Genomic DNA, 19,779 nt, shown 5'->3' on the forward strand with positions numbered 1-19,779 from the left:
AATCGTTTACATCGCGTATGCGTCAGGGACACATTTTGATTACTTCGATAAAACATAGAGTTATGCATTTCTGGCAAAAAATTTGTTTCATTGCGTGATCATTCGAAATGCGTTTATAACTTGTTAGAATGATTTAATAGCGAAAGCGAAGATTTGTGTGACTTACGTTAAGTTGTTAATTTTTTTCATTTAGGCGCATTTATCAGTTATTCTTCTTATAAGAATAATTAATGAATAATTATGATAAGCTTCACACTAATGTCGTATTCAAGTCTTGCGAAACCAGGAAATTCGCGGTAATGGTGATGAAACGCTGTCTGTCAGACATCTAAGGAGTGCGCCATGAGTTACTCCCATCTTCTTGTTTCTGTTGCCGTTTCCCCCGAAAGCCACCAGCTTGTCGCCCGGGCCGTTTCCATCGCCCGGCCGCATAATGCGCGCATCAGCCTCATTACCCTCGCGGCCGAGCCCGAGATGTACAATCAACTGGCGGCCCCGATGCTGGAAGATATTCGTGAGGTTTTGCAGGAGGAAACGCAGCAGTTTCTGCGAGAGCTTGTCGAAAAAGCAGAGTACCCCATTGATGAAACCGTTATTGCGACGGGGGAACTGAATGCCCATATTCTTGATATGTGCCGCAAGCAGAAAATTGATTTAGTGATTTGCGGGAACCATAACCACAGCTTTATATCAAGGGCTAGCTGCGCGGCAAAATCTATTATCGCCTCAAGCCAGGTTGACGTGCTGTTAGTGCCGCTTGGGGGGGCTTAACCCCCCCAGAGGAATATCAGGCGAGTTTAGGGAAGGTCGCGATCTTTTTTTGCAGATAGCCTTCGTGACTTTGCGGGGCTATTTCGCGTAGATCCTGAATAAAACGCGCCTGCCAGTGATTTATATCGTTATTCCGGATCGTCTCCATCATTTCGGCATGGCGGGAAATTCGCTCCGTCAGCGGCATGGTCAGCGCGCGGTTGAGGGCATTTGCCACATCATCCCGATCGTAAGGGTTAACGAGCAGCGCTGAGGTCAGTTCGTTCGCTGCCCCTGCAAACTGGGAAAGCACCAGCACGCCCGGATCCGCCGGGTCCTGAGCCGCCACGTACTCTTTTGCCACCAGGTTCATCCCGTCACGCAGCGGCGTAACCAGGCCAACGTCGGCGTAGCGGAAGACCTTCATCAGGATCTTACGGTCAAAATGCTGATTGAGATAAAAGAGCGGCGTCCAGCCCAGTTGGCCGTAGCGCCCGTTGATGCGCCCCGCTTCGGTCTCCAGCTGATGACGAATGTCCTGATAGGCCTGCACTTCCCCGCGCGACGTTGGCGCGATCTGGGTATAGCGGATTTTACCGTGGTGCTGAGGGTATTTATCCAGCAGCGTTTCATACGCCAGGAAGCGTTCCGGCAACCCTTTGGAATAATCCAGACGCTCTACCGAGAAGATATTCTTCACGTGCTTGAGTTCATTCTTAAGCTGGGCCAGCTTCGGCGGCAGCGGGCCCGAGGCCTGTTCCGCAATTTCGTCGGGTTCAATGCCAATCGGATAGACCTCGGTGTGGAAGGTTTTGCCCCACGCCGTATGGGTTTTGCCGCCGTTGGTTACCAGGCGCGTTTTGCCTGACACGGAGTCCAGGAACGCGAGACGGTCATTTTCGGTCTGGAAGCCCAGCAGGTCATAATCACACAGCGCCTCCAGCAGTTCTTCATGCGGCGGCAGCGCGGTGAAAATTTCCGGCGTCGGGAACGGAATATGCAGGAAGAAGCCAATCCGGTTATTGACTCCCCTTTTACGCAGCTCTCTGGCGAAGGGGAGCAGATGATAATCGTGGATCCATAAAATATCGTCTTCCTCAATTAAAGGCAGCAGTTTATCCGCCAGCAGCGCATTCACCCGCGAGTAGCCCTCGAAGGATTCACGCTGGAATTTCACCAGGTCAAGACGATAGTGAAACGCAGGCCACAGGACCGCATTGGAGAACTGCGAGTAATACTCGTCATAGTCTTTCTCTTTGAGCGCAAATGATGCCCACGTAATGTTCCCGCGCGTCACCTTTTTAAGCGGTTTCTCTTGTTCATTGATTTCACCGCTCCAGCCAAACCACAGCCCGCCAGCAGCTTTTAAGGCACCTAATACCCCTACCGCCAGGCCACCTGCACTGGCTTTTTTATCATCAGGCGGTGCAATTCGGTTAGAGACGACGACTAAGCGACCCATAATGGTTTCCCCCTTTGTTTTGCGCTATTTGTTGTTGTTGCTGGTTAGCGATATCAGAAATCCACTGCCAGACGGCCTCGACATTCGCCAGACGCCACTCTGCGACAGTGTCACCAGGCCCTACCTTGACGGCGATCCCTCCGGCCTGTTTCACCACGCGAAAACCGGCCTCATCGGTCAGGTCATCGCCAAAAAATACCGGTGTACGTCCCTTAAATGGCGGTTCCGCCATAAACGCCGCAATAGCGGCCCCCTTATTGATGCCCTCAGGTTTTATCTCAACGACACACTTCCCCGGCTGCAGCGCGAGCTGCGGATGTGCATCGGCCACGCTGCGGGCAATCGCAAAGATCGCCGCTTCGTGATGCGGAGCCTGCCGATAGTGCAAGGCGAACGCCATGCCTTTCGCTTCCAGTTCCGTGCCCGGGAGCGACGCCAGCGCCGAGGAGAGTTCAGTATGTAACGCCTGAATTAAGGTATCGGGGAGTGATACAACATGCAGTTGATCATGGATATCGCGGCGCTCCGCTCCGTGTACACCGGCCAGCGGAAAGTGGTAAGGACTGGCGAGCACATCCAGCTCGGCCATTGAGCGCCCTGAAATCAATGCCAATGCGCCCTCGTTCAGTCGAGAGAGCTGCTGCAAATTCTCTAGCACCGTATCCGGTACGACCACGTCGTCAGGATGCGGCTGGATCCCGGCGAGCGTCCCGTCGAGGTCAAAAAAGAAAGCATATTTTCCGGGCAGTACAGGCGGTGCGGTTAACAAGTCAGCCACCCTAATCCTCCTTACGGTTTACGAGAGGTAAACGCCTTTACCTCTTTCATAGCCATGTAAGTATAGACAGTGTGATGGGCCTCGCCATTTGACAACCGCCCCGCCAGCAAAACTGGCGAGGCGGTTCAGGGGTCAACTATGGTTATTAGTTGAGCAATAAAAAGTCAGCGCTGGGGTTACACGGTACGCTTCGCTTTTTGCTTGTAACGGTCGAAAATCACGGCTGCCAGCAGGATCAGGCCGCGCACGACGTACTGAGAGAACGGCGAAATATTCAACAGGTTCATGGCGTTTTCCACCGTGCCCAAAATCAGGATACCGGCCACCACATATGAGATTTTTCCGATGCCTCCCTTGAGGGAAACGCCCCCTAAAACGCACGCCGAGATGACGATCAGCTCATAACCGATAGACGTCATTGGCTGGCCGCTGGTCATACGCGACGCCAGAATAATCCCCGCCGCGGCGGAGACCAGCCCGGAGAGCACAAAGATAATAATCTTGGTGCGTACAACCGGCACCCCTGCCAGACGGGCCGCTTCTTCATTGCCGCCGATCGCCAGCGTGTTACGACCAAAGGTGGTGCGGTTCAGCAGGAAGCCGAACAGGATCAGGCAGGCCACGGTGAGCCAGATAGGCGCAGGCAGGCCCAGCCAGTTGGCGTAGCCCAGCGTAAAGAAGCGCTCGTCTTCAATCCCTACCGCTTTACCGTCGGAGATGATATAGGCCAGACCGCGGACTATCTGCATCGTTGCAAGCGTGGTAATCAGGGCATTAATCTTCAGGCGTGCGATAACAAAACCGTTCACCAGACCGCTGATCACGCCGAGCAACAGACCGGCAAAAACGCCAATCCACAGGCTTTCCGTCATGTTGATAACCACCGCCGTGGTGACGCCCGCGCAGGCGATAACCGAGGCCACCGACAGGTCGAAATCACCGGAGGCCAGACAGAAGAGCATGCCGCAGGCCACCATGCCGGACATGGAAATCGCCAGTCCCAGCCCTTTCATATTAATGAAGGTGGCAAAATTAGGGACGAAGATTGCACAGGCGATGAAGAGTGCGGCAAAGACCACCAGCATGCCGTACTGATCCCAGATGCGTCCAAAACTAAAAGCCGACTTCGGCGCTCCGGATGTAGTAACAGAGGACATCATTAACTCCTTACTCAGGCGACAGCCTGGCTGACTTTAGGCATGGCGAGGTTCAACGCCTGTTGTTCATTCGCCTGTTCATGAAGTAATTCACCGGCGATTTCGCCTTCGCGCATCACTACAATGCGGTCAGCAACGCCAAGCACCTCAGGCAGATCGCTGGAGGCGAACAGCACCGCCACGCCGCGTTTTGCCAGTTCATATATCACGTTGTAAATCTCGTGTTTTGCGCCCACATCGATACCGCGCGTCGGCTCGTCCAGCAAAATGACCTTCATATCCTCCGACAGCCAGCGGCCTAAAATGGCCTTCTGCTGGTTTCCTCCTGACAGATTCATAATCAGCTGTTCCGGTCCCGGCGTTTTGATATTCAGCGAGCGAATATGATGGTCGGCGTTGCTCGACTCCCAGCCGTCGTTAATCAGGCAACCCGCACGGATAAATTTACGCCGGGCGGAAATGTTGATGTTGTCGCGCACCGAATGCACCGGAATGATCCCCTCCGCCTTGCGGTCTTCCGGGCAGAGCATCATCCCGGCCCTGATTGCGTGGGCGGGTTTCTGAATATCCACCTGCTCGCCGTCAATGGAGACCTGCCCTGCGGTAATACGTGTACCGCCGAACAGCCCTTTCATCAGCTCGCTGCGCCCCGCCCCTACAAGGCCAAACAGACCGACGATCTCACCGCTGCGTACGGATAACGAAATCGGCGTTCGCACGCCCGGCGCTTTGACGTTGTCCAGACGCAGGCGCTCGGGGCCGTACTCGCGCGGTTTCCAGTGATAGATATCGCCCAGATCGCGCCCGACCATCGCCTGAACAAGCTGGTCATGGTTAACCTGCTGCATATCGGTAAAGGTGCGCACATAGCGCCCATCCTTAAATACGGTGATGGCATCGCTCAGGGCAAATATCTCCTCCATGCGGTGCGACACGTACAAAATGGTGCGGCCTTCCTGCCGCAGCTCGCGGATCACGCGGAACAGGTTTTCAATTTCACGTGCGGAAAGCGAACTGGTGGGTTCATCAAAGGCAATAACCCTGGCGTTACGCGCCAGCGCCTTGGCAATTTCAACCATCTGCCACTGGCCGATGGAGAGGTATTTCAGCGGGGTCTGGGGATCGACGTCCAGACCAAGATGCTTAAGCTGCAGCCCCGCTTCATAATTAAGTAGCGAACGATTCACCACGCCGCTTTTGTGCGGAAGCTGGCCTAAATAGATATTTTCGGCCACGGTCATCTCAGGGATGAGGTGCAGCTCCTGATAGATAATGGCGACACCGGCGTTGAGCGCCGCCGTGGTATCGGCAAAGGCCATCTCTTCACCGCGAATGGCCAGCGTGCCGGTTGTTGGCGCGTAGTTGCCGCTGAGGATTTTTAGCAGCGTGGATTTCCCCGCTCCGTTTTCCCCCATCAGGGCATGAACCTGGCCGGCATAGCAGTCGAAGCTGATATCGGTCAGCGCGTTAACACCGGGAAACGTTTTCCCGATGCCGCGAAAAGAGAGATACGGATTAGACTGTTGCATAACGACTCCGTGATTCCTGTAGTGTGTACGTCTGGCCCCTTACGGCGAGTAAGGGGCACAATCACAGCGTATTACTTACCGCCCAATCCCTTTTTCGCCAGTTCCTCTTTGAAGTTGTCGCGTGTAATCAGCACCACGTCGGTCACTTCGGTAAATTTCGGCGGTTCAGCCCCTTTGGTTACCCAGTTGTAGAGCATTTCGCTGGATTTGTAGCCGTGAACGTCCGGGCTTGGCAGCAGAGAGCCGTAGAAGCCAGTGGCCTGCGCTTTGGACAGCTCGCTCACCGCATCCACGCCGTTGATGCCGATCCCGATAACGTCAGGCGCCTTGAAGCCCTGACCTTCCGTCGCGCGCACGCCGCCCAGCACGGTGTTGTCGTTCATGCCGACCACCAGCCAGTGCTTCACTTCCGGGTGCTGGACCAGCATAGAGTTCGCCGCGTCAAAGGCGCCCGGGATGTCGTTAGATTTGGTTGGCACTTTATAGATCTGTTTTTCAGGGAAGCCGGCCGCTTTCAGCGCGTCCATTGATCCGGTCGTACGACGACGCGCCGTGTCCAGCTCGTCTGCGGTGATGGCCATGACGGCGGTCTCTTTCACATCCCAGCCGCGTTTCTGCATCTCTTTATAAAGCTCCTGCCCCTGACGTTCACCAATTTTGGTCGCCGCCATCATGACCAGCGGAACGCTGTCCATCGGTTTGCCTTTGGCGTTAACGAACTGATCGTCAACCGCAATAACCTTCATGTCGTAACCGCGGGCTTTCGCCGCAATTGCCGATCCGAGTTTTGGATCCGGAGTGCAGATAACAAAGCCTTTCGCGCCGCTGGCCGCCAGGCTGTCGATGGCGTTCAGGGTTTTTTCACCGTCCGGCACGGCGATTTTAATCACTTCAAAACCTAAATCTTTTCCGGCTTTATCAGCGAATTTCCATTCGGTCTGGAACCAGGGTTCTTCCGGCTGTTTTACCAAAAAACCGAGTTTTAAATTCTCAGCGATAGCGGATTGTGACATAACGGCAGCCAGACCGATGGCCGCCAGCGCTTTAGTAAATTTGTGCATGGTAAACTCCAGCTTTAGCATTCTTTTCTGTAGGGAAGATTTGCGTGCTTCTTATTTAATCGGACTTAAAACAAGGCATTAGCGCTTACCTCGTCATAAGCGTTATTGCTGGTGATAGTTTTAGCGGGAAATTAATCATCCATAAGAGAGCCCCATCACACCGCAGAATTACAGTAATTGCGTACATAAATTCAGCGAAAAATGACATAAAAAAGGTAGGAATTGTCTGACAAATGAAAGCAGGGTAAGCAGAATTATCCATAAGATTAGCTAAGAAATCCCTGATGCCTTACGGCGGATGTCGCTGCGGCTCTCCCCTGACGGGGATCCATGCTTTTCATCAAAAAAACGAACGCATCATGAAAAGGCGTTATTCCGTTAAAATTGACTTAGCGCAAATTCAGCAACGCATCATATATTTGAAATGAATAATCTGTATTTATTTTTCTTACAGAGCATTATTCCAGCTAAATGTTCACGAAAGTAAATCAGTATCCCTCGAAAGACACTTAACCTTTAATATCAACAGGTTAATAAAATTTCATTTGGTGGCTATATATTTGTATTTTTGTACTATATTAAACTTTGTAATGTATGGTAAACACAGCCTAATTAAGAGTTTTCTTAATCATAAGACAAAGGTATGCTTATTTATATCGAACACAGGAAGTGAATTTTCGATCGATTTTAGTCACTGCAAAAATTGCAATTCTGTTTTTCTTCGTATTTGCCTGGCTGTCAGGTTAAGCAGCGGACATCACGTCCCACAGTCTATAAGGATATGAGTATGGCTACCCAAACGATGATGCAAAAACTTAACGCGCAGATGAACCTTGAGTTCTACGCCTCGAACCTGCACCTTCACCTAAGTGCATGGTGTTCTGAAAAAAGTCTCACGGGCTCTGCCACGTTCTTTCGTTCACAGGCACAAAGCAACGTCACCCATATGATGCGCGTCTTTAACTTCCTGAAGGCCGCGGGGGCTAACCCGGTTGTTAAAGCCCTTGATGGGATCAACGAAAATTACTCTTCTCTGGAAGAACTGTTCCAGAAAACGCTGGAAGAGCATGAGCAGCGCTGTACGACGCTCAACAAGCTGGCCGATGAAGCCAGAGCACAGCATGACATCATCACTCTTAAATTTTTACGCGATATGGATAAAGAACAGCAGCAGGACGGTATGCTGCTGAAAACGCTGGCGGATGAGATCCACAATGCGCGCCAGGCCGGTTTACGCCCGGAGCAAGCCGACCGCCACCTGCTCGATCTTGTGACGGTGCAGCACCACTAAGCGTTTAACCTGCCTTTGCCCTGGTTCAGGGAGGCAGGTTTCTTCTTATCTCCCCAACCCTCTGCTTTTGCTGAAATTTAACAAATCAGATCTCGCTCTCAATGATTAACCCTACAAAATGTAATGATTTATTTAATTACATAATCATTGACGAGGGAAAAGCATGATCACCATTGAGTTTGTTGTCATTCTCCTCTGCCTGCTGACGGGAACACGTTTCGGCGGCATGGGGCTTGGGTTAATCAGCGGTATTGGCCTTTTTATTTTGTGTTTTGTCTTTGGGCTCCAGCCCGGCAAGCCTCCGGTTGACGTCATGTTAACCATTCTCGCGGTGATAGGCTGTGCCGCTACCCTGCAGACCGCGGGTGGCCTCAACGTCATGATGCAGTTTGCTGAACGCCTGCTGCGCAAACACCCGCAGCACATCACGCTTCTCGCCCCTTTTACCACCTGGATGCTGACCTTTCTGTGCGGCACCGGGCACGTGGTCTACACCATGTTCCCCATCATTGCGGATATCGCCCTGAAAAAAGGGATCCGCCCGGAACGCCCAATGGCGGTGGCATCGGTGGCATCCCAGATGGCGATCACCGCGTCTCCGGTTTCCGTCGCCGTTGTGTCGCTGGTCTCCATCCTGGCCGCACAGCATGGGATTGGGCACGCGTGGGGGATCCTGGAAATCCTCGCCGTATCGGTTCCCGCTTCGCTTTTCGGCGTCGCGATCGCGGCCCTGTGGAGTTTACGTCGGGGGAAAGATTTGGCTGACGACGGGGAGTTTCAGGAGAAACTGAAAGATCCCAAACAGCGCGAGTTTATCTATGGCGGCACGGAGACGTTAATGAACCAGCGTTTTCCGAAGCAGGCCTACTGGTCGACATGGATTTTCTTTGCCGGTATTGCGGTGGTAGTCCTGCTCGGGGCTTTCCCCGAACTGCGCCCGGCCTTCGAACTGAAAGGTAAAATGACGGCCCTGTCGATGAACCTCGTCATTCAGATGATGATGCTCATTGCCGGTGCCGTGATGCTGATGGCCTGCAAGGTCAATGCCTCAGCCATCTCAAACGGTGCGGTATTCAAGGCCGGTATGGTGGCGATCTTCTCGGTGTTCGGGGTGGCGTGGATGAGCGATACCTTTTTCCAGGCGCATCTCGATGAGTTAAAGCTGGCGCTGGAAGGGGTTGTGAAAAGCCATCCGTGGACGTATGCCATCGTGCTTTTCCTTGTGTCGAAGCTGGTAAACAGCCAGGCGGCGGCCCTGACGGCCGTGGCGCCGATGGGATTGATGTTGGGCATCGATCCAAAAATGCTGATCGCCTTCTTCCCGGCGTCCTACGGCTATTTTGTTCTGCCGACCTACCCGAGTGATTTAGCCTGCATCGGCTTTGACCGCTCGGGAACAACCCGCATCGGCAAATTCATCATTAACCACAGCTTTATTCTGCCGGGGCTAATTGGCGTGAGCTGCGCCTGCGCGGCGAGCTACCTGCTGGTCCAGACCTTCTTTTAACGTTTTCAACGGGCGACACGCGTGGTCGCCCGTTCGCGTTTTAATGAGACTCGCCCTGCGGCGTAAAGCGCAGTTCAATCAGCGCGATGGCTTTCTGGATCGCGCGAAGCGTCACCGGGTCGGCAGCCGCGGGATGGCTGGCAAAATCGATGTTTTTCAGCTGCGTGGACATCTTCTCGCGCACTTCAACCGGTGCAATAACGTCCAGAACATCAAGAATTTGCTTGATAACCAGCTGACAGGCGACAACGTCAGAGACCAGTTCCTGATCGGCGCTCAGGTTTTGTGACATGGGGGTTTCTCCTTATTCAAAGGCCGCCATAGTATCAAAACGTGGCCCGTGACATCTGCCCTTCATTGCCGCAGGACACAAAAAAACCCGCCGAAGCAGGTTTTTTTTTATCAGAACATGGCGCCAGGCGGCACGTCTTTAAAAGTGCGGCAGTAATTGGCCCACATACTTTTCAGGATTTTGCGCAGTTTCATTGTGATGCTCCATTAACTTGTTATACAACTTTATTGTCAATGTGCCTATAATATGACCATCGTCACAAAAATCAATATTTTTGTGACGCATATCACAATTTAAACTGCGCAGTGCGCATTAACCCACGATACTGCGAACAAAATCCTCGATCGCCTTATCCTGGCAATTTTCAAAGAAGCACTGCTGGAAACGCGGGCCGGAAACAGCGGTCTTCACCAGCTCAGGATCGATGGCGCGCAGCGAGTCAAGATAGTTATCTTTTACCACGGCCGCTTTTACCTGGTTCAGAATACCGGCGTTACGCACCTGCGGCTCTTTACGCTCTGGAGGATAACCCTCCCCTTTTCGGCCGGTAAACGCCTTTTCAAAGATAAAGCGAACGTTTAGCTCCGCTCCCCAGCCAAACCCTTTGGCAAAAGGCAGCGAGAGCGCATTGCCGTTATTGATTTGCGCGAAGAGAAACGCGTCTGCGGGATCGATGCAGTAGCCGCATATCACGCCAGGGTGGATGTTTAACGACATCAGCGCCCCCTGCCCGGTGCCGCAGCCGGTGACCACAAAATCCACCGCTTTCGCATTCAGCAAAATGCTCGCCATAATGCCCAGGTGGATGTAGGTCAGGTGATGATCGTTTTCGTCGCTCATACCCACGTTGTAAACCGGAAACCCTTTTTCATCGGCTACCGTTTTCAGCTCTTTTAATATGACTGGGTTTTTAGCCGCCTGGCTGTTTTCCATCATCAGTGCAATTTTCATCGTGTCTCTCCAGAATGCGCTGCGGGCGCTCCCCGCCATGGATACCTGTTCCCGTTCATTCTGGCATCAAATAAACAGACTTTCAAAGTAAATGAAATGCAGTTTTAAAAACTAAATGCACGCTCACAATTTTGTGAAGGGGAGGATCTACGCCGTCCGTTGCAAAGAGTGAGGGTAGATCGTCCGGCTATTCCTGGCATTGCAGCGGGCATCTGCGGGTACGATAACGTATTTCCATCCACTCAGAGCGAACCATGAAAAGAGCCATCGTAGCCGCTACAGTCCTGCTGCTCGCGGGATGCAGCGTTAAACGCCAGGCGGAAATCAGCAGCCTCGACGCGCCGAACGGCATTGTCCGCCTCGACTATGGCCAGGCCGTGCTGCAAAACGCCTGGTCCGATGAATATGTTAATAACGGTACCGCGGTAAAAGCCTGTCAGAACATGGGCTATGCCACCGCCTCTGCCTACGGGCAGCCGGTCAAAACCTGTACCCTGACAAGCGGCTCTTTGTGCCTGAACGAGAGCGTTACTATCCAGTATAAGTGCATGGGGTATGCCGTTAACCCTAAGGCAAATAATCCCTGGTATTAATCAAAGCTGCCAGCGTTTGCTGGCGCTTTATTTAACTAAGAACAAAAATAATTCGCATTAATAAAAATAAATATCGCCAATGCGTTTTATTCCCATTCGTATTTTAAACGAACAAATATTTAATTTTACGTTTTGCAAATAATTAAATAACAAATTATAGTGTCGCTCATTATGAACCCGTAATAATAATCCGGAGCGCCACCATGCTGAAAACTGAAATGATCGACAAGCTCAATGCACAAATGAACCTTGAGCTCTATTCATCCCTTCTCTACCAGCAGATGAGCGCCTGGTGCAGCTATCACAGCTTTGAAGGTGCGGCCGCGTTTCTGCGTCGTCACGCCCAGGAAGAGATGACCCACATGCAGCGCCTGTTTGATTATCTGACCGATACGGGCAGCCTGCCGCGCATTGAGAACGTGGCATCGCCTTTTGCTGAATATAATTCTCTCGACGAACTGTTCCGCGCCACCTACGAGCACGAACAGCTGATCACCCAGAAAATTAACGAACTGGTTCATGCGGCAATGATCGGCCAGGATTATCCAACCTTTAATTTCCTGCAGTGGTACGTTGCGGAACAACACGAAGAAGAGAAGCTGTTTAAATCCGTGCTGGATAAATTATCCCTGGTGGGTAAATCCGGCGAAGGACTTTACTTTATTGATAAAGAACTGTCGACTCTCGATACGCAGAATTAATATCAGCGCGGTGCCGGTTTCCGGCGCCGCGTTAATTTACCTTTCCCCTGCATTAAAACACGCATTTTATTCCCCGTACGCCTTATTTACGTCACGCCTGACCGTCGCCCCACTCAGGATGAGCAGTAGCGCAATACGTAAACCTTTCATTACACGCCTTGTAACGGTGGTTTGACGAATTACCGCTTTTGCCTTACTCTGCGCCGCAGATTTTGTTGCGGTTAAGCGTCGTTGTAGAGGAAAGCGTGAAGAACAGAACCCTGGGAAGTATTTTTATCGTCGCCGGAACGACGATTGGCGCAGGAATGCTGGCAATGCCTCTGGCTGCCGCGGGAGTGGGATTTGGGATGACCCTGCTGCTGCTTGGCACGCTCTGGGCATTAATGTGCTATACCGCACTGCTGCTGCTTGAGGTTTACCAGCATGTGCCCGCAGATACCGGGCTGGGTTCGCTGGCGGCGCGCTATCTGGGACGCTACGGCCAGTGGATCACCGGCTTTAGCATGATGTTCCTGATGTACGCCCTCACGGCCGCGTATATCAGCGGTGCCGGGGAGTTAATCGCCTCCAGCGTCAACGACTGGTTTGGCTCTGACATTACCCCTGCAACGGGGGCTATCTTCTTTGCGCTTATTGGCGGCGGCGTGGTCTGCGTGGGCACATCGCTGGTCGATCTCTTTAACCGCTTTCTGTTCAGCGCCAAAATTCTGTTTCTGGTTGTCATGCTGGCGCTGCTGGCACCGCACGTGCACAAGGTGAACCTGCTGACGCTGCCGCTGGAGCAAGGGCTGGCGCTTTCCGCCATCCCGGTCATTTTCACCTCGTTTGGCTTCCACGGCAGCGTGCCGAGCATCGTCAGCTATATGAACGGTGATGTCCGCAAGCTGCGTCGTGTGTTTGTTATCGGCAGCGCCATTCCGCTGATCGCCTACATTTTCTGGCAGCTGGTGACGCTGGGTAGCATTGACTCTTCAACCTTTGTCGGGCTGATGGCGCAGCACGCTGGCCTGAACGGTTTTCTGTTGTCGCTGCGCGAGGTGGTCACCTCGCCGCACGTGGAGCTGGCGGTTCACCTGTTCGCCGACCTGGCGCTCGCGACCTCGTTCCTGGGCGTAGCGCTCGGCCTGTTCGATTACCTGGCCGACCTGTTCCAGCGTCGCAATACTGCCGCCGGGCGATTACAGACCGGAGCCATTACCTTCCTGCCGCCGCTGGCGTTTGCGCTGTTTTACCCTCGCGGGTTTGTGATGGCGCTGGGCTACGCGGGGGTGGCGCTCTCTGTCCTGGCCCTGCTGCTCCCTTCCCTGCTGGCGTGGAAAAGCCGTCAGCAGCATCCTCAGCAAGGATATCGCGTCGTGGGAGGAAAACCGCTGCTGTGCGTTGTGTTTGGCTGCGGGGTAATGATTATTCTGGTGCAGGTGTTGATTGCAGCCGGGATGCTGCCGGAAGTGGGTTAAAGAAGATAAAAGGGGCTATCATCAGCCCCTTTTTTTATCAGTGCAGGCAGCAGCTCTTAAACTTCTTCCCGCTGCCGCAAGGGCACGGATCGTTACGCCCCACTTTCGTGCCGTTCACGACAGGCTTCTTCGCTTCCGGCTGCTGCGGGTTCTCCACCCAGTAGTTGTATAAGCGCAGAGCCGCAGGCTGGATGCTCTCGATGCTGGCGATATACTCCTCTTCGGACAGTTCATCCAGCTTCTCGCTGTTCTCTTCCGTTCCGTGCAGGGCAATCACGTCGAGATCGGCCTTCAGGGTTTCCGGCAAGGCTGACCAGTCCGTCAGCGCCACGCCGCGCATGTAGCCATAGCACCACTCTTCGACCACGGTGTAACTCTCACCGTCAACGTCGTTATAGCCGAACAGCGGCTCAAACTGATCCGGGTATTCACTCAGGCGCTCGGCAATGTCGTTCATATGCTTAAAGCAGAGATCGATAAAACGGTTCATTTCACGATCGTTTTTCCAGCGCGGGATGTACTTCTCCCCGCCCCACACCGCCACCAGCCAGGCATCTGGCTCAACGACAACAGGGCCGGAAAGCACTGCAGTAAGCATGCCGTCCAGTTCGGACACGTCAATCACGGACGCATCGTCATGACCGTAAGACATTAATGTCTCTTCCAGCCACGCCATTTCGCTTTCATTTAATGGACCTTCCGTCATCGCGGACACTCCTGATAAAAAAGGAAAGGATCCTACCACAGATCGCACGCCTGCCCTGGCTGAAGTTTAGGTCTATATTGCTGCAAAAGTGTGCAAATCGTGACCGTTGCACAACTTATGGGCTTTATTGTTAACGATGTGTGATCTCCGCTGTAAATTCTTCTCCTGGCGCAGGGCGAGATAACGCGGCGCTCTATACTCAAACATGTCATAACCCCGTCAAGGGGTTAACCATTCTGGCAACGTTTTTGCTTGCTGTTCTTCGCGCGACGCTGCGCATGGAAACCTCGCCGTATCACGCAGGATGCCGTTCGTTTAGTGCATTTTGTTCTTGCTCGTGTTTTTGGATTGGCTGCGCCCTGGGCGTTCAGGCTTACGCCGTGGTGCAAAAACCTCTTTGCTAAGGAACATAATAATGTCGCTGAAATTTATCAAAACGCCTGTTTCTCTTGTGCTGGCCGGTTGTCTGGTAACGGCATTTTCCGCCCGGGCAGATATCGTGATCGGTGTCGCCGGACCGTTCACGGGCCCTAATGCCACCTACGGCGATCAGTACTGGCACGGCGCAACGCAGGCCGCCGAAGACATTAACGCCGCAGGCGGTATTAACGGTGAGAAGATCAAACTGGTTCAGGGGGATGACGCCTGCGAGCCTAAGCAGGCGGTGGCCGTCGCCAACCGCTTAGTCGACCAGGATAAGGTCAACGCCGTGGTCGGCCATTTCTGCTCCTCTTCCACCATGCCCGCCTCCGAGGTGTATAGCGACGCGGGCATCATCGCGATTACTCCTGGCTCAACTAACCCGCAGATCACCGAACGCGGCATGAGCGACATGTTCCGCATGTGCGGCCGCGACGACCAGCAGGGTCAGGTCGCCAGCGACTTCATCATCGACAAGCTGAAAGCCAAACGCGTGGTCATCATTCACGATAAAGACACCTATGGACAGGGACTGGCTGATGCCACTAAAGCGGCGCTGGCGAAGCGCGGGGTCAAGGATGTGATGTATGAAGGTTTATCCCGCGGTGAAAAAGACTTTAACGCGCTGGTGACGAAGATCGGCGCGCAAAAACCGGACGTGGTGTTCTTCGGCGGCTGTCACCCGGAAGCTGGCCCGCTGGTTCGCCAGATGCGTGAACAGGGGGTGCAGGCGAAATTCTTCTCCGGCGACTGCATTGTCAACGAAGAGATGGTGACGGCAGCGGGCGGCCCGCAATATACCAACGGCATTTACATGACCTTTGGTAAAGATCCGCGCCTGATCCCGGACGGTAAAGCGGTTATCGACAAATTCCGCGCCGGTAAATTCGAGCCGGAAGGTTATACCCTCTACTCCTATGCCTCCGTACAGGCCATTGCCGCAGCTTTCAAGGCCACCGGCGGCAAGGATTCCGCGAAAGCCAGCGAGTGGCTGAAAGCCAATTCCGTCGACACGGTGATGGGCAAAAAAGCCTGGGACAGCAAAGGCGACCTGAAAGTGTCTGACTACGTGGTTTACCAGTGGGACGACAAGGGAAAATATAAGGAAGTGCAGTAACGGGACGGAATCACGCTCAACGTCGGCGGGCTTGCCCGTCGGCGCGTAATAAACATCAGGCCTGCGCGCCTCGCGCAGCCTATAAAACGAGCGCGCTAAGATGAGTACATTCTTCCTGCAGCAGTTAGTCAATGGCTTAACGCTGGGCTCCGTCTACGGCCTGATCGCCATCGGCTACACCATGGTGTACGGCATTATCGGGATGATCAATTTCGCCCACGGCGAAGTGTATATGATTTCCGCCTATCTCTGCGCCATTGGTCTGGCGCTGCTCTCTTTCTTCGGGCTTGAGTCCTTCCCCCTGCTGATTCTGGGTACGCTGGTGTTCACCATCGCGGTAACTGGCGTGTACGGCTGGACTATCGAGCGTATCGCCTACAGGCCGCTGCGCAACTCCACGCGCCTGGCGCCACTTATCTCCGCCATCGGGATGTCGCTTATCCTGCAAAACTACGCCCAGCTGAGCCAGGGCCCGCGCCAGCAAGGGGTGCCGACCATGCTCGACGGCGTGATTCGACTGCATCTTGGCGACGGGTTCGTGCAGATAACCTACACCAAAGTGTTTATTCTGCTCGCCTCGTTTGCCGGCATGCTGGTGCTTACGTGGATAATCAACCATACCCGGCTGGGGCGGATGTGCCGCGCGGTTCAGCAGGATCGCAAAATGGCCTCTATTCTGGGGATCAACACCGACCGGATTATCTCCCTGGTCTTTGTTATCGGCGCGGCGATGGCCGGCCTGGCGGGCGTGCTCATCACCATGAATTACGGCACCTTTGATTTCTACGTCGGGTTTGTGATTGGCATTAAGGCCTTTACGGCGGCGGTGCTCGGCGGTATCGGTTCCCTGCCCGGCGCTATGCTCGGTGGCCTAATCCTGGGCGTCGCGGAAGCCCAGTTCTCGGGCATGGTGAACTCGGACTATAAAGATGTCTTCTCGTTTGGCCTGCTGGTCCTGATCCTGATTTTCCGGCCCCAGGGTCTGCTCGGGCGTCCGGTTGTGGCCAAAGTGTGAGGAAGAGAATGATGACATCGCACGGTTTTTCTCTAAAGCGCTGCGTTCTGGACGCGATTTTTTCCGGGCTGATTGCGCTGATTATCTTCGGCCCGATTGCTGGCGTGGTGCTGGACGGGTACAGCTTTAACTTTGCCGGACAACGGCTGGCCTGGATGGTCGGCATTGTAATGCTGGGGCGTTTTCTCTTGAGCGCTTTTTTGGGTACCGCCGCGGGCGCTCGTTTCCAGGCGCGCTTCGAAGCTGATAACGCGGGCGTCTATGTTAGGCCACCGGACTACAAAAGCCGCATGCGCTGGATTATTCCTCTGTTGATTGCGCTTGCGGTTTGCTTCCCGTTTGTCGCCACCAAGTATGTACTGACCGTCGCCATTCTCGGGCTGATCTACGTGCTTCTCGGTCTGGGGCTGAACATCGTCGTGGGGCTGGCCGGCCTGCTGGACCTGGGGTACGTCGCCTTCTACGCGATTGGCGCGTACGGTCTGGCGCTGGGGTATCAGTATCTGGGGTTAGGCTTCTGGAGCATGCTGCCGCTGGCGGCAATCATGGCCGCCGCCGCCGGTGCCCTGCTCGGTTTCCCGGTACTGCGCATGCACGGCGACTATCTGGCGATCGTCACCCTCGGGTTCGGGGAGATCATTCGCCTGATCCTGAACAACTGGCTGACCTTCACCGGCGGCCCCAACGGCGTGTCAGCCCCTCCCCCCACCTTTTTCGGCCTGGAATTTGGACGACGCGCGAAAGAAGGCGGCGTGCCTTTTCACGAGTTTTTCCACCTGACCTACAACCCGAACATGAAGTTTATTTTTATCTACGCGGTGCTGTTCCTGGTGGTGATGCTGGTGCTCTACGTCAAACACCGCCTGACGCGGATGCCGATTGGCCGGGCGTGGGAAGCCCTGCGAGAAGACGAAATTGCCTGCCGCTCGATGGGGTTGAATCACGTCCTGGTGAAGCTCTCCGCCTTTACGCTGGGCGCGTCGACCGCGGGGATTGCCGGGGTGTTCTTCGCTACCTATCAGGGGTTTGTGAATCCGACCTCCTTTACTTTCTTTGAATCCGCGCTGATCCTCGCCATCGTGGTGCTGGGCGGCATGGGCTCGACCCTTGGCGTGGTGCTGGCCGCCTTCGTGCTGACGGTAACGCCGGAGCTGCTGCGCAGTTTTGCGGAGTACCGCGTCCTGCTGTTTGGCATGCTGATGGTGGTGATGATGATCTGGCGTCCACGCGGCCTGATCCGCATTAACCGCAGCGGGTTTGCCGTGCGTAAGGGAGTGGCGCCATGAACGGAACGATATTGCGCGTGGAACATCTGATGATGCACTTCGGTGGGATTAAGGCGCTTAACGACGTTAATCTGGACGTGCAGCGCGGCTCCATTACCGCTCTTATCGGGCCAAACGGAGCGGGAAAAACAACCGTGTTTAACTGCCTGACGGGTTTCTATAAGGCCTCCGGCGGCAATATTTTATTTTCTACCCGCACTAAAACGACCAACGTTATTCAGGTCCTCGGACAAAAATTCCAGCCGGGCGACTGGATTAACCCCGCGCAGTTCGGGCAGCGCCTGTTCTACAAAATGTTTGGTGGAACGCACCTGGTGAACCGCGCCGGGCTGGCGCGCACCTTTCAGAACATCCGCCTTTTTCGCGAGATGTCTGTCGTGGAAAACTTGCTGGTTGCGCAGCATATGCGCGTTAACCGCAATCTGCTCGCCGGGATCTTAAACACGCCGGCATATCGGCGGGCGGAAAGCGATGCCCTGGACAGGGCCTTCTACTGGCTGGAGGTGGTGGACCTGGTGGAGTGCGCCAATCGCCTGGCGGGAGAGATGTCGTACGGGCAGCAGCGGCGTCTGGAGATCGCGCGGGCAATGTGTACCGGGCCCGAGATGATCTGTCTCGATGAGCCTGCCGCCGGGCTTAACCCGGTCGAAACGCATAAGCTGAGCAGCATTATTCGTTTCCTGCGCGATCGTCATGACATCACGGTCTTACTGATTGAACATGATATGGGGATGGTGATGGAGATTTCGGACGACATTATCGTGCTCGACCACGGCGATGTCATTGCCAGAGGGAAACCCGAACAGATCCAGCATGATGAAAAGGTGATTGCTGCCTACCTGGGTACGGACGAAAGCGAGGTGACCCTATGACCGAACCGCTGCTGGCATTTCGCAAGGTGGATGTGTTCTACGGCGCCATTCAGGCGCTGAAGCAGGTCTCCCTGGAGGTCAATAAAGGTGAGACCGTGGCGCTGATTGGCGCTAACGGCGCGGGTAAATCCACATTGCTGATGTCTATCTTTGGCCAGCCGCGCATCCGGAGCGGGCAGATTCTGTTCAGTGGTGACGACATTAGCCATCAATCCACCCACTACGTCGCCTCCGGCGGCATTGCGCAGGCGCCTGAAGGCCGGCGTGTCTTCCCGGATATGACCGTCGAAGAGAACCTGCTGATGGGAACCATCCCCATCGGCAATCGGTTTGCGGCTGAAGATATGCAAACCATGTTCGACCTGTTCCCTCGCCTCAAGGAGAGGCGCAAGCAGCGCGCGATGACCATGTCCGGCGGGGAACAGCAGATGCTGGCGATCGCCCGGGCGCTGATGAGCCGTCCCAGGCTGCTGTTGCTGGATGAACCGAGCCTGGGCTTAGCGCCGATAGTGGTGAAACAGATCTTCCAGACGCTGCGCGAGCTGGCCCGCAACGGCATGACCATTTTTCTGGTGGAGCAGAATGCGCACCATGCGTTGAAGCTTTCCGACCGCGGATATGTGATGGTTAACGGGCAGATCCGGTTGAGCGGCAGCGGCGAGGAGCTGCTGGGAAATCAGGAGGTGAGGAAGGCGTATTTGGGTGGATATTAAAACGCCCGCGATAGCGGGCATAAAGATGCCGTATGGATTAACCAAACACCATTATCCAAACAGATAGTGGTTTAATTCCGATCACCCTTATTTACAAAAAACTGCAACTTACAGGCGTAAT

20 protein-coding genes are annotated in these 19,779 nt (G+C 54.2%); 11 read left to right on the forward strand and 9 right to left on the reverse strand.

The genetic code is table 11. The annotated features are described in order from the left end of the window. The first annotated feature begins 342 nt into the window (after window positions 1-342). Window positions 343-771, forward strand: a complete 429-nt coding sequence (gene uspC, locus AC2FAJ_RS05610) for a universal stress protein UspC (RefSeq protein ID WP_485453910.1) — start codon at window positions 343-345, stop codon at window positions 769-771. A 16-nt stretch (window positions 772-787) separates the two neighbouring features. Here the strand turns inward: uspC and otsA are convergent, their stop codons facing one another. The 5 genes from otsA to araF all read right to left on the reverse strand — a co-directional run bounded on the left by otsA (window position 788) and on the right by araF (window position 6,737). After that, complete coding sequence (gene otsA, locus AC2FAJ_RS05615; protein ID WP_485453911.1) at window positions 788-2,212, reverse strand: alpha,alpha-trehalose-phosphate synthase; 1,425 nt, start codon at window positions 2,210-2,212, stop codon at window positions 788-790. Beyond that, window positions 2,187-2,990: a trehalose-phosphatase gene (otsB, locus tag AC2FAJ_RS05620; RefSeq protein ID WP_028013657.1), complete on the reverse strand. Its 804-nt coding sequence runs from the start codon at window positions 2,988-2,990 to the stop codon at window positions 2,187-2,189. Before otsB ends, otsA begins: the two co-directional genes overlap by 26 nt. A gap of 176 nt (window positions 2,991-3,166) precedes the next feature. Then, entirely contained in the window at window positions 3,167-4,147 is a 981-nt protein-coding gene (gene araH / locus AC2FAJ_RS05625; protein WP_032644894.1) for an arabinose ABC transporter permease AraH, read from the reverse strand. Between the two features lie 14 nt (window positions 4,148-4,161). Continuing rightward, on the reverse strand, window positions 4,162-5,676 hold the full coding sequence (gene araG, locus AC2FAJ_RS05630; RefSeq protein WP_485453912.1) for an L-arabinose ABC transporter ATP-binding protein AraG: 1,515 nt from the start codon (window positions 5,674-5,676) through the stop codon (window positions 4,162-4,164). 71 nt (window positions 5,677-5,747) lie between these two features. Next, the gene (gene araF / locus AC2FAJ_RS05635) at window positions 5,748-6,737 is read right to left on the reverse strand and encodes an arabinose ABC transporter substrate-binding protein AraF (protein ID WP_008500409.1); all 990 of its coding nucleotides are present in this window, start codon (window positions 6,735-6,737) and stop codon (window positions 5,748-5,750) included. Between the two features lie 787 nt (window positions 6,738-7,524). Here araF and AC2FAJ_RS05640 point away from each other — a divergent pair. Both AC2FAJ_RS05640 and AC2FAJ_RS05645 read left to right on the forward strand, forming a co-directional pair. Beyond that, entirely contained in the window at window positions 7,525-8,028 is a 504-nt protein-coding gene (locus AC2FAJ_RS05640) for a non-heme ferritin-like protein (RefSeq protein WP_028013660.1), read from the forward strand. Between the two features lie 163 nt (window positions 8,029-8,191). Then, window positions 8,192-9,535: an anaerobic C4-dicarboxylate transporter gene (locus tag AC2FAJ_RS05645; protein WP_028013661.1), complete on the forward strand. Its 1,344-nt coding sequence runs from the start codon at window positions 8,192-8,194 to the stop codon at window positions 9,533-9,535. 40 nt (window positions 9,536-9,575) lie between these two features. Here the strand turns inward: AC2FAJ_RS05645 and AC2FAJ_RS05650 are convergent, their stop codons facing one another. The 3 genes from AC2FAJ_RS05650 to AC2FAJ_RS05660 form a co-directional block, all read right to left on the reverse strand. Then, window positions 9,576-9,827 carry a DUF2766 family protein gene (locus tag AC2FAJ_RS05650; protein ID WP_008500405.1) on the reverse strand — a complete coding sequence of 84 codons (252 nt, stop codon included), beginning with the start codon at window positions 9,825-9,827 and terminating at the stop codon, window positions 9,576-9,578. A 110-nt stretch (window positions 9,828-9,937) separates the two neighbouring features. Next, window positions 9,938-10,021, reverse strand: a complete 84-nt coding sequence (gene azuC / locus AC2FAJ_RS05655) for a stress response protein AzuC (protein WP_014884364.1) — start codon at window positions 10,019-10,021, stop codon at window positions 9,938-9,940. A gap of 118 nt (window positions 10,022-10,139) precedes the next feature. Next, window positions 10,140-10,778: an RpiB/LacA/LacB family sugar-phosphate isomerase gene (locus AC2FAJ_RS05660; RefSeq protein WP_028013662.1), complete on the reverse strand. Its 639-nt coding sequence runs from the start codon at window positions 10,776-10,778 to the stop codon at window positions 10,140-10,142. 254 nt (window positions 10,779-11,032) lie between these two features. Here AC2FAJ_RS05660 and yecR point away from each other — a divergent pair, with 254 nt between their 5' ends. The 3 genes from yecR to tyrP all read left to right on the forward strand — a co-directional run bounded on the left by yecR (window position 11,033) and on the right by tyrP (window position 13,529). Next, on the forward strand, window positions 11,033-11,371 hold the full coding sequence (yecR, locus tag AC2FAJ_RS05665) for a YecR family lipoprotein (protein WP_041909409.1): 339 nt from the start codon (window positions 11,033-11,035) through the stop codon (window positions 11,369-11,371). Between the two features lie 203 nt (window positions 11,372-11,574). Beyond that, on the forward strand, window positions 11,575-12,072 hold the full coding sequence (ftnA, locus tag AC2FAJ_RS05670; RefSeq protein WP_028013664.1) for a non-heme ferritin: 498 nt from the start codon (window positions 11,575-11,577) through the stop codon (window positions 12,070-12,072). Window positions 12,073-12,317: 245 nt separating this feature from the next. After that, a complete protein-coding gene (tyrP, locus tag AC2FAJ_RS05675; RefSeq protein WP_485453913.1) occupies window positions 12,318-13,529 on the forward strand; it encodes a tyrosine transporter TyrP in 1,212 nt (403 codons plus the stop codon). Between the two features lie 37 nt (window positions 13,530-13,566). Here tyrP and AC2FAJ_RS05680 read toward each other — a convergent pair whose 3' ends face one another. Beyond that, window positions 13,567-14,235, reverse strand: coding sequence for a YecA/YgfB family protein (locus tag AC2FAJ_RS05680; RefSeq protein WP_049001195.1), 669 nt, complete (start codon window positions 14,233-14,235; stop codon window positions 13,567-13,569). Between the two features lie 415 nt (window positions 14,236-14,650). On the opposite strand from AC2FAJ_RS05680, the gene AC2FAJ_RS05685 reads away from it, so the two are divergent. The 5 genes from AC2FAJ_RS05685 (at window position 14,651) to AC2FAJ_RS05705 (ending at window position 19,658) form a co-directional block, all read left to right on the forward strand. Further along, window positions 14,651-15,772: a branched-chain amino acid ABC transporter substrate-binding protein gene (locus AC2FAJ_RS05685; RefSeq protein ID WP_028013667.1), complete on the forward strand. Its 1,122-nt coding sequence runs from the start codon at window positions 14,651-14,653 to the stop codon at window positions 15,770-15,772. Window positions 15,773-15,872: 100 nt separating this feature from the next. After that, the gene (locus AC2FAJ_RS05690; protein WP_060571696.1) at window positions 15,873-16,787 is read left to right on the forward strand and encodes an ABC transporter permease subunit; all 915 of its coding nucleotides are present in this window, start codon (window positions 15,873-15,875) and stop codon (window positions 16,785-16,787) included. Window positions 16,788-16,798: 11 nt separating this feature from the next. Continuing rightward, entirely contained in the window at window positions 16,799-18,073 is a 1,275-nt protein-coding gene (livM, locus tag AC2FAJ_RS05695; RefSeq protein ID WP_047362806.1) for a high-affinity branched-chain amino acid ABC transporter permease LivM, read from the forward strand. Continuing rightward, a complete protein-coding gene (locus AC2FAJ_RS05700) occupies window positions 18,070-18,945 on the forward strand; it encodes an ATP-binding cassette domain-containing protein (protein ID WP_045260336.1) in 876 nt (291 codons plus the stop codon). Before livM ends, AC2FAJ_RS05700 begins: the two co-directional genes overlap by 4 nt. After that, a complete protein-coding gene (locus AC2FAJ_RS05705) occupies window positions 18,942-19,658 on the forward strand; it encodes an ABC transporter ATP-binding protein (protein ID WP_045631541.1) in 717 nt (238 codons plus the stop codon). The genes AC2FAJ_RS05700 and AC2FAJ_RS05705 overlap by 4 nt, the downstream gene beginning before the upstream one ends. Window positions 19,659-19,779: the final 121 nt, after the last annotated feature.

The organism is Enterobacter cloacae complex sp. 385G4 (genome assembly GCF_057320665.1).